Origin of the sequence: Fulvitalea axinellae (assembly GCF_036492835.1) — a bacterium.
Taxonomy (GTDB): domain Bacteria; phylum Bacteroidota; class Bacteroidia; order Cytophagales; family Cyclobacteriaceae; genus Fulvitalea; species Fulvitalea axinellae.
The window spans coordinates 83,181-96,193 of the sequence record NZ_AP025316.1 but is presented as its reverse complement, the minus strand read 5'-3'; the positions used below and the strand labels follow the sequence as shown (position 1 = coordinate 96,193).

Genomic DNA, 13,013 nt, shown 5'->3' with positions numbered 1-13,013 from the left:
TATAGAATAATGACAATTCGATGATCATTAATAATTCTCAACACCGCTTTGCGAGATGAATACCGAACACCACTTGAATAATATTCACAGTTCGGGGAAAGGAATTATGTTTTTTGTATAATTTGCTTTTTTAGAGAAAAGAGGATACGCTTAGCGTATGGAATATTACTATTATTTAAGCGCATTTGACACAGCGCTACCTTTAACTTACGAATGAAAGCTTTCTGCAAAAATATTCATGCTACACCAAGTGTTGAGGAAATCAAACACTTAACGCAACAAGGGCAGTTGGTCCTTGAATTCCCAAGGGAGGAAATGAATTCGGAAATCGCACCCAAATTAATATCCGAACTAAAAGAACAACTGCCGGTGAATTATATGGTCTTTAAGAGTGGTGTTTGGGAACATACTATTACAATAACGATTATGCCCACAGTTTCAGACACTACTGTTAAGCGACAAATCGAATTTATAAAAAAGGGAATAAAGGACTATTTGGCTATAAGTAAAATGCTTTTGAACGATAGCCAAACGGTTGCTTTAAAAGACTGGGAGCTAGTCGAAGAACACGGGGATCATAATAGATACAAAAACACTAAGACAGGGCAAATACTTGAGACTTGTTCTTATGAAATGACGAGTTTTGAAAATATTGACCCTTACTTTTGGGGGGTGTTTGTTAAAACGTCAACGGACCATACGGAACTAAAAGAATTGATAAATAGCGAGTTTCACGACTCGCAAAGAATCTTGGATTATATTGAAAAAGAGGATGAGTTAAAAGAACAGGTAATGATGTATATGAAATAACAGTGCCTTTGGGGACTGTGTCACATTTACTTAACCAATATATCGTATACAAAATGGGATTAGATTATTCGGATGGGTGCGTGAATTTCAGAGATGTAGGTGAGTTTGTGAATTTAATATACGGGGAAGAGTTATTAAACGAGAATATCCTCTTTAGGGGAGGTAGTATTGATTTCGTTGATCACCGAAATGAAATTGGAAATGCGTCTTCAATAATAAACCTGAGAAACGGTCCAGATTCAATGGTTTTCGAATCAGACTATTTGCATTTTCCGATGTCAAACAAAATTGAAAAATATGATACAAGCCAGAAAGAAGTAAGGGTTTGGCTGAATCAAATTATCAAGATATTCGAAACCCCTGACCTAGAGTTCCCTGTACTGATTCACTGTTTATCCGGAAAAGACAGGACGGGTATTGTAGTCGGTGCAATACTCTTAATAATTGGTATTGAATGGGAAATAATAATAGAGGAGTATCTTTTGAGTGAAGGGGATGTGAAGGCTGAATGGATAAGCTTGGCGCTTAATGGAATGGGGGATATCGAAAACTATTTCAATAGAATTAATTTCGAAAGGGCCCAAGAGAATTTAAAAGCGAAACTGGTTAGTGCTAACTGATTAAATTAAAAGAGATGATAGTATGTGTTAAGTAATGGGCTATTCATCATAAAACGAATAACTCCGGATGATCTTATTAAAACGCAACAAAGTCTGTCACTCCTTTTTTGCGAATGTGATGCGCGCTGGTGAAAAGAAACTTTTGGTGATGAAAAAGAGGAAGGTTTCCACGGAATGAAAGATACTATTGGAATAGGAAGAGGCCAAGGCTGAAATCCGGAAGGTTTTACTGTCATTAGGGCAAGGCTGGAGCCTAGCGTTAGCCAACATTTTTCATTATAGAAAGCCTGTTGTCTGTTATAGTTATAACCACGCTTATAAGTTTCAAGCCTAATCTCTTTTTCCCGTAAAGAAGTTGCCTTTTGATTTTTCAACTTAGTTCTTCCTCCGACTTCTATATCTCTAACAAAAGCGGAGGCTACAGCGAAATCCCCGCCTTTGGGTTTACCAAATCGTAAAGGCCTGGTTTTGCCTGTCACATATGGACGATGCCTCCAAGCTTCGGCTTTACGGAAAAAACGGTCTTGGTCATGATCATACCAATGGATATGGTTATGCGATATATGGGCATACTTGCGGTTAAGCTTTCTGAGACGTGAATTAAAAGGCACACCGCTTCCAAAAAGCATTCTGTCGGTTACGGCCATACCCTGACGGGTATCGCGGGCGCGTTGGGCGCTCCACAAGTCATAGTTTTCCCGCCCGCCGTTCCGTTCTATTTCACGGCCTACGGTACTGCGGTGAAAGCCGATACTTCGCGCTATCTGGGCATCGCTCTTTCCGTGTCGGATTCCTAAAAATATTTGGGCTCTATGTACTATGTCTAGTTGTGCCATTCAGTCGGTAAAGAAGGTGTTATTAACGTAAAGTGGAAGTATTTCATCAAAAACCCAGTACAACTTTAGACTGAGAAAAAATGTCTGCTTTGGGATCCGAACCTAATATTTCAACGAAGGTTAATACATCGTTCCACTTAATGCGCCATGTTCGCTTCGCAAAAATCACGACATACCAAACCTACAAAATCCTTAGCCGGTACATTGGCTACGGGAAAGGCTCCGGTGGTACAGGCGGCTTTCCGTGCGGGGGTGTTACGGGGAAACACTTTTGGACATAGACATACTGGTAAATCCATGAAGATGATCGGGGACAAAGGCTTTAAGGCCGGCACGCGTCTGGTCATCGACGACAGTGATTCCGTTTCTATGGGAACAGATGAGGAAGCCGTACGGTGGGTTCGTTGTTATGACGCCCGTTCCGAGGAAGGTTTCTATATCAAGTCGTCAATGTTGGAGCTGTCCGAAACGCATTCGTTCCGTTCCATGATGGGCTATTTGCAACAAACATATAGGGAACGGCCGTGGGGGAACTATAAGAAAACTTTGCGAAAGAAATGGGGCAAGGATGAGCTGTCGCAAGGACTGTATCAAGAGTGTGTGCATTGTGCCCCGAAGACATACGGCAAGGAGGAGAAAGCCATTCCTAATCATTATGAAAACCTGTTGGAAATAGCCAAAGCGCGACCCAAGGGGGCCAAATTGCACGCTTCGATGCTGGGGGTAAAAACGGTAGACTGTTCTGGCGATTATCTTCACACAAAGGGTGCGGAAAAGGCTTTGAAAGAGCGCTTTTGGGATTTTTATGGCAATACAACTCCGGCAAAGGCATTGGTTAAAGAGGAAGAGGCTCTGGTTAAAAAGGAAGCGGCAAAACCCAAGCATCCGGTGAAAGGCAAAGGAAAAGGGAATATCCCCGACGATTTTGAAGGGGTGGAACTGGAAGAGGGTGAAATGAAAGCTCCGGATAAAGCCCCTACAGCTAGGGTGGAGACGAAGAAGACACCGTACGAATTCAAATTCTATCTTAACGTTATGCCCGAGTTCGTCCCTTTAGTGGTAAAGCACTTCGTCAGCCTGATCGATGTTCCTCCTACGGAAGCCCGCCCCCGTACCCGGATGGTTCGGGCTTATGGGCCAAACGTTACCAATAGGGCCGACAGCGTAATAATAACGGTAGGTACGCTGGAGAGTTTGGGTGTAATGAAAAGAGCGATCACTGGCCTTACCCGTGAACACCCAGAGTATTTTGACGATAAGGTCTTTCCGTTTTTGGAAAAATTGGGACGCGGTTGCGGATGGTGCGAGGAGACCTATTTCGAAAATGTATGGGAAATGAGTCCCGAGCTGATGGCCAGCGTTAGGCGGTTTATCGCTAGGGCGGGTGATATGATTGCGAAAGAGGATAAAAGATGGTTTAAGAATAAAGCCAACGCTAACCGGTGGGACTCGTTGAGGGAAGGGCATAAGAAGGCGTTGAAAGAATTGGGGGCAGTCGAAGTGTCGTCATTTGGAATGGACAAGAAGAACCTGCTCCGTATGAACCGGATGGTAGAGGAGTTGGGCGGCGTATGTATGTCGGAGTTACCGCTGAAGTGGATTCAGTATTATGAAAAGATGACTCCAAAGTCGGGTGAGACTCCGAGTGTTTTCCTAATACATAGACTGGAGGCGGTGGAAAAGGCTATGGACCGTGTGACAAGCTCCTGTACGTTCCCGCAACTTATGTGTGAAGTGATGGAAGAATTCAGTAAAGCGAATGTTGATTTCTTTAATCCGCATCTCAATATCCCCTTTAGTCCTTTTGAGGATGAAGATGTAGTGAATGTGGAGTTAATTGATACTCCCGCCGCCAAACCGGCCTTGCCAATAGAAGAGCAGGCGGATCAAGATTTTACGGACTTGTTTACCAGCGAATCAGGTAGAGGGAAAGAAAAACTTAGGTACAGGTCAGGAACATGGCTTGGCCAAGTGGTAGACCAAGCCATGGGCGGGCGATACGATGATCTGGTAAAATTGAGGGAGGAGGGTTCCTTGACCGTAAATACAAATTTGGCGAAAGGCCAAACCACATCGACGTTGTTGGCGGATATAGAAAAATCCATAACCCGTACGGACGATTTCCTACAAGCCGAACACGATCCTTTCCGTGGTGGTCTTTCCTCGGCGCCGGATATCAAAGCGGACCCCGTAGGAACGGAGGCCGAAATAATGGCGGATTATATTATAAGGCTGATTCTATCGCGTTTGCCCGAAGAGGCAGAGGCGGATGATGATACATTTATTTAGAGGAATGGAAAATGTATAAATCTCACAAGCCAATTGTGTGCTTCTATGGTCTAAAAGTCTAACAGCCTAAGACTTAATGCAAACACGGCTCCCAAAAAATCAAAGTATCAAATTGAGACGTGGGAGTTAAAGGAAATAACGGAATTTGATTTTGATATAATGGTCACAACTCCTCCAGTTCGTCCTCAAGCTCTTTTTTGGCACTGCACTGTTCGCTATTTGCGCGGGCCCATTGCTCATGTTCTATTTTGGAAGCTCGTATCACTTGTCTTGGCCGCCCCTTTAGTTCTCTGATATACACTTTGCTGAGCGATGTGGCGACTCCTTCCTCTGAGACCTTGGAAGCGTCTTCGGGCAGAGCCATGGCTAACGGAGAGGACAGGTCTTGGCTCGCATTCTCTTCGGAAATGGTTTGTGTATCAATGACCAAAGTATCGTCGCTGTCTCTAAACACAGGAGCGCTAGTGTTAAGGTGTGGATGGAAGATATCGATCCCTTCGTCCTTTGACAATCTACGCAAGAATGCACTGATGCTATATTTTTTGTCAGAGAAACTATCCGTCATTACCGAAGCCAGAGCTCTGGCCCTTAGACCAATAAAACTCCTGTTTTCATCGCCGTATTTTGCGCTGTAGCGGTATGCATGCCTGAACCAAGCCTTGATCTCATTGGCAAGAACGGGGCCTTTTAGGGTTTCGCTTAACTGTCCTAAGCTTTCCAGTTGCCAATATTTTATTTTCTCAGGATGCGCGGGCCCCTGGGCTACCTGTAGCTGTATTGTGTGGTGGTGCCACTCAAGGAGTTCCCATGCGGTTGCTTTGGTATTAAACCACGATTTTTTGCGTTTGTGGTCACTGATCATAAGCGCTACCCTGTCCAGAAACCTGCCCAATCTGCGCATCATGCTTTCGTCCATATCCCACACGTCCTCAAGCTGCGGGTCTTGCCCCCAGCTCATTCCCGGACATATCGGGTCTGTCATAGGCAAGCGGTCATCAACGAAGGTCCCTTGTTTACCTCCTAAACACGCCTGCAGATAGGCTTTGACCGCTATAAAGCCCTCTTCGGATCCCACTTTTACGGTGATGGTATCGGTTCTGCTGCTAATGTTTTTCAAAGGTGCGATTACGAGTTCGCGGACATAGATTTTTCCCAGAATCTCCGGATTGTCGAGTAGTCCTGTCAAGAGACGGACCACTTCCGCAAGCCGTGGAGCGGTAACGTTGAGGTATATGTTGCGTTTGTGAGGCAGATGTTGGCCTTTGACAGTCGGGGTAGCTTGTTCCCCTTCGTTTGGTGTGCAGGGAAGCAAAGTCATAAAATATTCGTGGTGTCCGTGGTGGCGTTTGACACGTTGCAAGTCTTTGGGATAGTATTCCATAGTTTTCCACCCACTGGCTTTCATGATAACCTTGGCGTTTGGAGGCCTGTCTATTAGGATATCGAGTATGGAATGCGTGAGTTCCCTTATTCCTTCGGGACTACATGACGGTTTCTCCTTTCTGTTGTGTACATAATAAGAATACAATGTTTTCTCGGCGGTACGGTTCCATACGTATTGCGGATGGCTTGCTATTCGACGGCTGTAGCAATCATCAAAAAGTCTTATCATATCCGTAAAGGAGGGGTCGGGATCGGGCCATTCCAGAATATCGCCGTCTAGCCAGATGTCGCCCCAAAAGTAATCGTCGTAAGTCGGGTACCATGTTTTTTCGATATCGTTGGTTGTTTGCCGGACTACCTGTTCGTCATCGACGATAAACATCTGTTGGGCGTCAAACTTTTTGTTCAAGTCCGGTGTGAAGCGTTTGCCGTCCAACCTGTAGCCGTGACTTCTTTTGGCTAACCTGACAGGCTTGAAAACGGCTTGTAAAACTGACTGGGGTGTTGACGCTCTTTCAGAAGGCTCGGGAGGCATTTTGGATAAACTGGCGCTTGTTCTCTTTTGGGGAGAGTTGGCGAATGCGGTTTGGTTTGTATGGTCTTTGGTGCGGGGAGCGAACACAGTGGAAGATTATATGCTGTAAGATAACCGATGGTGTTCGGCCTTTGTTAAAGCTGGAACGCTGATCAATTTCGTTCTCAGTGTCATGATTCTGGCAATATTTTCTTAAGTTCTTGATAGCGTATGCCTACCAGCTCTATAGCCTTTTCGCATTGGTGAAAGAATAAGTCGGCGTCCACCTGAAAACTTGGGTCCGTTCTTGCCCGCAAAGAGTCGATAACGTGTCTTTTTTCGTAAAGATGGACGGCGCCTACCATAAACCCCTCTTTGAACCACCGTAACTGTTCGGTCTTGACTCTAGGGGAAAAGGTATAGTCGCTGGAATTATGCCTTTCTTCGAACGTTTCGGTGATCTTGCCCAAAGGACCATTTGGGGATTGCCATCCCATAATCTCCGATTCCAAAATACGGCTTAGACCTTCCTTCGTTTGGGCAAACACCTCTTTTAGTTTGGCGCTGTGTTTCCACGGTTCGTTTACCATAGAACGGAGATCCAGGCTGCTTAACGTCGGATATTGTTTGCTTTGAGGGTCCAAATCCCGGACAAAAGAATACATCCAGGAAAAATCCAAAGCATGGTCGATAGGGCTGATAGACAGTTGTCCGAAATCCTGCTCGACGAACAGGTTGGTTTTGTGAACGCCATAAAATACACGGTCGGCGTTTCCCATCAGCAGGTCGTAGAAAGCCAGCTCGCCTATGGCCCTGAAAAAATCGGGATCGGTAAGTACGCCAATGACTAATGTCTCTTCAGGGCTGACTTGGGACAGAGACATGCCTATAGCTGGCCGAAAAACGATAAGATGCTCCATATCAGTGGCCAAAAAGGTCCGTAGGCTCCTCGCCAAGGTTTTGTTCTGCTGTTCGTCGGCGAAGGCGAGCAATGTCAAGAATTCGGGGCTGTTACGCCGTACCAATTCTGAAACTTGCGAACGGACTCGAGGACTGTCGAGCATTAAGAGAAAATCGGCGGCGAAATGTTCCTTGGCGGCTACAGATGAAAAGGAGCCTTCCCTCAATATCTTCAAATACAGGGTGGTACCGCTCCATAAACCAGGGTTTAGCTTAAAAACGCTGGCTTGTGTTCCCGATGTAACGGTATCGTAAGATTGGACCTTCTGTAAAAGACTGTCGAGCTTTTCGTTTTTTATGACGGGAGGTATTTCGGGCGGTTTGGCTACCCTGTTTACGAATCTTTTTCTCCAATGGGTATCGTGTGCGACAGTTTTGCTCCGGGCAGACTCCGCTATTTCCGTTTCCCCGACGGAGGAGGGTCCTCCCTCCAGAGCTTTGAAGGTGTCCAAGTTTCCCACTACGGCGTCTTCTTCGGACTCAAGCCAGACGTATTCGTCAGGCGAGCTGACAAAAAAACGTCCTGTAATAGGATGCGCGACTCCCAAAGAGGTGGCGAATTGGGTTCCTTTTCCAAAGCCGAACCCTTGTCTTAACATTGTCCTTTGTTGTGCCATGTCCAACAAATAGGCTAAATGTATGGACGGAGGATAAAAGCCCAGGAGATCTTGTCTCTTTTGGGGAGAGCGTCCCCTTTCATAATCGACGGTCACGTATGTTCGGCTTTCCAATATATCCGCGCCAAAAGACGCGCTTCGTAAGCGGGCGCTATCGTATATTCCTCCCTCTGTTTTCACATATTCCGCCGGACTGGCGACATTCGGATGCCCTTTACCGTAGTCGTGTAAATATAATACTGGCCTGTCGGTGTTGGCCAAAGCTTTATAGCATCCAGACGCTAAGCAGGCGGACCTGTCCGAATGCCATAGAAGGCGCAGAACCGTAGCGTTTAGAAGGGAACGCATGTTTTGTCCGTCTTCCTTTCTCCAATTCCCCTTAAGAAATTTTCCTTCCAGTTGCCCTTTCCACGCCTGATTATATTGTTTACTGAGAAGATCCCGTTCCGAGAGTTCCGTGTATGGCGATATTCCCAAACGCTCCATACCGTCGGCGATTTCGGCTCTAAAGCGGTTTATGGTACCAAGTAGCTTCTCCATCAACGAAAGGTGGGGGAAAAAGCCGAGTCTCCTTGCCGGAATAGGATGGGAGCGCGCCCAAGCGAAAACGGTTTTCTCCACGTTGTCCAACGCTTTCCAACGGTCCCGCAATCGGGTAAGAATGGCCTTTTCGTCCCTTTCGCCAGCCCATAGCGAACCTTGATGTCGTACTGTGTCATGATATTGACCGAGTGCTGCCGAGATGTCCAAAAGGTCTTGGGCGTGAGGTTTCGGGGTTATTTTCCCTTGGCTATCCCGTTCGTATTCTTGGGATCTTGTCAGGAATTCTTCTTCTGATAAAAGGCTTTCGGGAACGGGCGGAAGTTTTGACGCGCTACGGCCGGGAAGGTCTGCCTGAGGTTGTTCCTTATGTTTGCTGGTTCTTCTGGAAAACATATCCCGCGCTTTTGGATAAGCGACGTAATAACAATACGATTATCATTCCAATCTGTACGGTGATGATGGAGAGGCAATGGGTGTCAATACTAAAAACCCTGTTTCATTTTATTGCGGAAAGAACCCTAATCTGTTAATACCCAATGTGGGGAAATAATATGTTCCGGAGGAAATACCCGATTTGGTCGCATGCTTGCTCAGCTATAGCGTAGTGCAAACGAACTGTAAAACTTAGTCCGTCGCCGTTGAGTCCTGTTTTTGACAAAACATCGCGCCTTTTGGCTCAGGCTTCCCCCTCCAATGGCGGGCGGGGCAATGGAAAGGCTTTGTCTCCGCCTTTGGGAATGGAGAGACGGTGGGAGTCGCCGGTACAGCTTATGCGACGTAGTTTGGCTAATTTTTCGGGACTGAACAACGGCAGTAGCGCTCCTAGGGACGCTTTTGAGGAGGAATTGGTTGCGCATGTGTATGACCAGTTGCGGGCTTATACAGTTTTGGAAGAGGATGTGAAGGATTACGCTAAGCTTGGCAAGAAACAGCGGAAAGAGTTGTTGAGGCTGAATTTTGTGGATAGGATTATGTGTTTGGATCAAATAGAGGATCTGGCGCACCGATGGACGGGATTGGGCTATGTTGCGAAGAAAACGTTTTATGGCGAGGCATTTACGGACGCCTTTAGCATTCTGCTGTCCGAGACGCACACTGAGAGGGTTAAGATTTTCACGAAGATGCACCAAGAGGGGTTGGGAGCTACTTGCTTGCCCAAACCGCCGGAAAGGTTGTTTCATAAAGGGAAAAAGGAAGAGGACCATATAGCTTTGCGCAATGAGCTGTTTAGCGGTCATCTGATCTATATCACCAATACTCGTGAGAAAAACGAAAAGGATTTCAGGGGGCTGGTCAATGCCATGGCTTATCAGCTCATGCGTTTGCCTACGGGCTGGGCACTGATGGAAGATTACCGGCATCATGTAACCAAACAGCTACACCTGAAACTTTGGCTGTTCCCCTTCGATGCGGAACCCGACTCGCGGGCTCCGGAGTGTCATCCGGAGAGCAAAAAACCTTCGAGAGGCGCCGGAGGGCATTGGTGTTTTCCGAAAAATATGAGCGCTTCGCGTTTTTGGTGTCCTTTTACGGAAGGGGCTTCAAGACGTGACGATAAACTGGCGACGTATCCGCCATACCACCTTTTCGCAGAACTGATACGGCGCTTTATGAGCCGTAACCTAAAGCAGTCGGAAAGGTATACGCAGGTGTTGACTTCGGAACTGGACGCCAAATTGCGCGACGAGGCGGGAATGCCTCATCGGGCTCAGCAAAGGTTCCTTTTTCGGGATGATGACACCTATGTCGATATTGATATGGATGAACAGGAGGAAAGTGAGGCGGCTCCGAACGTTAGGGAAATGGTGAGCAGTTTTAGTTCCCTGGGCCTAGAAACCTCGGATATCCCCGAATCCGGATTGCGTGGGGCTTATGGTGTACCCGAGGCACGGTTCGGGTTGCAGCCTCCCGTTGAGTTTATGTCGGACCCAAGGCTTCAGGCCTTCGCCAAAGTTTTTTTCGGGAAACCCGAATTCAAATTCTCCCAACTTCAGAAAATGGGATTCCCCAACATATTTGGGCGGAGCAGTAATCTTTTTACGCTAACCGGAAACGCTGGTCACGACGCCGTAGTCAAGTTTTCAAAGAAAGGAGCAGTTCGGGTAGGAAGGATAGAGAAGGAAATCTTGGCCAATAATTTGGTGAGATTGCTGGGGCGTAACGTTACGGCGCCGGGTAGTCAGGCCCTTCACCCACTCAACGGCGACTTGGCGCAGGTGTATTATGACTTGAAAGCCCAGCCAACGTTGGAGCCCGTGTTCGAGGCTTTTGTTCAGGCCGTAAGCGACAACCTGGCCGATCCGCAAGCCGTAACGGGAATGCTTTGCGAGAGGGTGCCCGGCACCACGATACATCAGCAGTTTATTGAAAGTACGGGCCTGATGTCATTGTTACTCAATAAAAATCCCGCGTGGCTAAGGGCTATCGGCGAGCTTGCGGCTTATAATCTTATGATGGGGAACGGTGATGGGGCCATGACCGTTTTGAATCCGGGAAACCTGTTCGCTTCGCCACAATCCTCAAAAGTGACGGCGATAGACCAGACTGTTTGCCTTTTTGATATGTTGGTCATTATCAGCACGCATTATCCGGAGGCCACGGCGAGTATTCCAAAAGACAAGAAGGGTTCGTATAAGGGATTTCAGGAAGCTTTGGAAGAACCGGCTAAGCACCCTCAAGAATTAGCTCTGGCCCAATCTATAGTAAGAAAATATTATCCGAAACTGGTAAGCAGATTCATTAAGGAATTACGGCAAGGCAAGGTGGGTGACAACCTCTTCTGTAAAAGCTTTACGGTAGGTTGCGAGAAGTATTTCTCTCCTTTTGTCCTTGACCTTAGGCCTTATAGTCTTGGTTTGGCGGAAGGCCTATTGCAGATTTCCGAACAGGCGAATATCCGCAACTATCTTGAAAAATGGCGCTATATGACTTTTGGTCACGAGATGGATATGATGTTTGAAAACTGGCGCACTATAGAAAATATAGTGGACGGAGAATGTCCGGGTTTTGCGCAGAGTATTTTTGATTTGCAAAAGATTTTGGGCTTTGCAAAGCCTTCGGCACCGTTGGAAGGCGGAGAGATGGTTCCCCCAAGTCCAGCGTAATAATGTTGGACAAGGTTGTTGTCGTTGTTAAGGTGGGATTTCCTGCTTTGTAACCAGTGCTATTGTTATTTCTGTAATATTTTTCTACTCCCAAATACATAGGAATGATTGGAGAGAGTAACTTTTTTTCGAAAACCTGTCGCATTGAAATACTATTAATCGTAATATTGCGATATAATAGTGGTTGAGCTTCGAATATATTAAGAATAAGGAAATGGAAGAGAAAAAACAGATTGGGTTCTTCGAAAGATATCTGACTGTGTGGGTGATAATCTGCATTGTGGCGGGAATCGGCTTGGGTAGCCAGCTTTATGACCAGATACAGGGTCTGAGCGAGATGAGCCTTTACGGAGTCAATATTCCGGTGGCTATTCTGATCTGGCTGATGATCTATCCTATGATGGTGCAGATCGACTTTTCGGCCATCAAAGACGCGGGCCAACAGTTCAAGGGACTTTCCCTGACGTTTGTGGCCAATTGGCTGGTCAAACCCTTCAGTATGGCCTTTTTCGCCTGGCTGTTTTTTGACAATCTTTACAGCGCTTGGCTCAGTCCGGAACAGGCGCAGGAGTACATTGCCGGGGCCATCCTCTTGGGCGCCGCGCCATGTACGGCCATGGTATTCGTGTGGTCTTACCTCTCAGACGGCGACGCCAACTACACCCTGGTGCAGGTAGCGGTAAATGACCTGATTCTTCTGATAGCTTTCGTGCCGATAGTGGGCTTCCTGTTGGGCGTGACCAATATTGAGATTCCTTATGATACCTTGGTCACGTCGGTGGTCGTGTTTGTGGTTATCCCTTTGGTGGCCGGTTTTATCACCAACCGTTTGTTGATTAAATCGAAAGGAGAAACTTGGTTTAAGGAGGTCTTCTTGGCGAAGCTAAAGCCGGTGTCCATCGTGGCGTTGTTGTCTACTTTGGTCTTATTGTTCGCTTTTCAGGGAAAAACCATTCTCGAAAACCCGTTCAATATCCTTCTGATCGCCATTCCGCTGGCTCTACAAACGTACTTTATCTTCTTTATCACTTGGTTTGGAGGAAAGAAATGTCTGAAGCTGAATTATAAAATCACCGCGCCGTCGGCCATGATTGGGGCCAGTAACTTCTTCGAACTTGCCGTGGCGGTGGCCATCGCTTTGTTCGGTCTTAATTCAGGGGCGGCCTTGGCTACTGTAGTGGGCGTTTTGATCGAAGTACCAATTATGTTGCACCTTGTCTCAATGGCCAAGAAATGGCAATACCGTTCTGAAAAAAAATAGGAACCCTTGTGGGGAAAAGGGTACAGAGTGTAGCGTGAAGGAAACCCGTTCGGACTCTTTACTTTGTACTCTTTGC

9 protein-coding genes and 1 pseudogene are annotated in these 13,013 nt (G+C 46.6%); 6 read left to right on the top strand and 4 right to left on the bottom strand.

All coding sequences use genetic code 11. The annotated features are described in order from the left end of the window. Positions 1-213: 213 nt before the first annotated feature. Both AABK39_RS21225 and AABK39_RS21220 read left to right on the top strand, forming a co-directional pair. Positions 214-810, top strand: a complete 597-nt coding sequence (locus AABK39_RS21225) for a hypothetical protein (RefSeq protein WP_338395243.1) — start codon at positions 214-216, stop codon at positions 808-810. Between the two features lie 53 nt (positions 811-863). Beyond that, positions 864-1,430: a tyrosine-protein phosphatase gene (locus AABK39_RS21220; RefSeq protein WP_338395242.1), complete on the top strand. Its 567-nt coding sequence runs from the start codon at positions 864-866 to the stop codon at positions 1,428-1,430. A gap of 5 nt (positions 1,431-1,435) precedes the next feature. Here the strand turns inward: AABK39_RS21220 and AABK39_RS21215 are convergent, their stop codons facing one another. Both AABK39_RS21215 and AABK39_RS27805 read right to left on the bottom strand, forming a co-directional pair. Then, entirely contained in the window at positions 1,436-2,077 is a 642-nt protein-coding gene (locus AABK39_RS21215; RefSeq protein WP_338395241.1) for a hypothetical protein, read from the bottom strand. Positions 2,078-2,149: 72 nt separating this feature from the next. Next, positions 2,150-2,266: pseudogene (locus tag AABK39_RS27805) on the bottom strand (helix-turn-helix domain-containing protein); the annotation flags it as partial. Between the two features lie 147 nt (positions 2,267-2,413). Between AABK39_RS27805 and AABK39_RS21210 the strand changes: the two are divergent. After that, entirely contained in the window at positions 2,414-4,555 is a 2,142-nt protein-coding gene (locus AABK39_RS21210) for a hypothetical protein (RefSeq protein ID WP_338395240.1), read from the top strand. A 163-nt stretch (positions 4,556-4,718) separates the two neighbouring features. Here the strand turns inward: AABK39_RS21210 and AABK39_RS21205 are convergent, their stop codons facing one another. Continuing rightward, a complete protein-coding gene (locus AABK39_RS21205; protein WP_338395239.1) occupies positions 4,719-6,347 on the bottom strand; it encodes a hypothetical protein in 1,629 nt (542 codons plus the stop codon). 46 nt (positions 6,348-6,393) lie between these two features. Here AABK39_RS21205 and AABK39_RS21200 point away from each other — a divergent pair, with 46 nt between their 5' ends. After that, on the top strand, positions 6,394-6,582 hold the full coding sequence (locus tag AABK39_RS21200; protein WP_338395238.1) for a hypothetical protein: 189 nt from the start codon (positions 6,394-6,396) through the stop codon (positions 6,580-6,582). Between the two features lie 61 nt (positions 6,583-6,643). On the opposite strand, the gene AABK39_RS21195 is transcribed toward AABK39_RS21200, so the two are convergent. Further along, positions 6,644-8,965, bottom strand: coding sequence for a hypothetical protein (locus AABK39_RS21195; protein WP_338395237.1), 2,322 nt, complete (start codon positions 8,963-8,965; stop codon positions 6,644-6,646). A gap of 278 nt (positions 8,966-9,243) precedes the next feature. Here AABK39_RS21195 and AABK39_RS21190 point away from each other — a divergent pair, with 278 nt between their 5' ends. Then, on the top strand, positions 9,244-11,676 hold the full coding sequence (locus tag AABK39_RS21190; protein WP_338395236.1) for a hypothetical protein: 2,433 nt from the start codon (positions 9,244-9,246) through the stop codon (positions 11,674-11,676). Between the two features lie 214 nt (positions 11,677-11,890). Continuing rightward, on the top strand, positions 11,891-12,937 hold the full coding sequence (gene arsB, locus AABK39_RS21185) for an ACR3 family arsenite efflux transporter (RefSeq protein ID WP_338395235.1): 1,047 nt from the start codon (positions 11,891-11,893) through the stop codon (positions 12,935-12,937). The last annotated feature ends 76 nt before the right edge of the window (positions 12,938-13,013 follow it).

Coding starts and splice junctions, on each gene's coding strand:
- AABK39_RS21225 (WP_338395243.1), top strand. CDS start 214: ATGAAAGCTTTCTGCAAAAATATTCATGCTACACCAAGTGTTGAGGAA.
- AABK39_RS21220 (WP_338395242.1), top strand. CDS start 864: ATGGGATTAGATTATTCGGATGGGTGCGTGAATTTCAGAGATGTAGGT.
- AABK39_RS21215 (WP_338395241.1), bottom strand. CDS start 2,077: ATGGCCGTAACCGACAGAATGCTTTTTGGAAGCGGTGTGCCTTTTAAT.
- AABK39_RS21210 (WP_338395240.1), top strand. CDS start 2,414: ATGTTCGCTTCGCAAAAATCACGACATACCAAACCTACAAAATCCTTA.
- AABK39_RS21195 (WP_338395237.1), bottom strand. CDS start 8,965: ATGTTTTCCAGAAGAACCAGCAAACATAAGGAACAACCTCAGGCAGAC.
- arsB (WP_338395235.1), top strand. CDS start 11,891: ATGGAAGAGAAAAAACAGATTGGGTTCTTCGAAAGATATCTGACTGTG.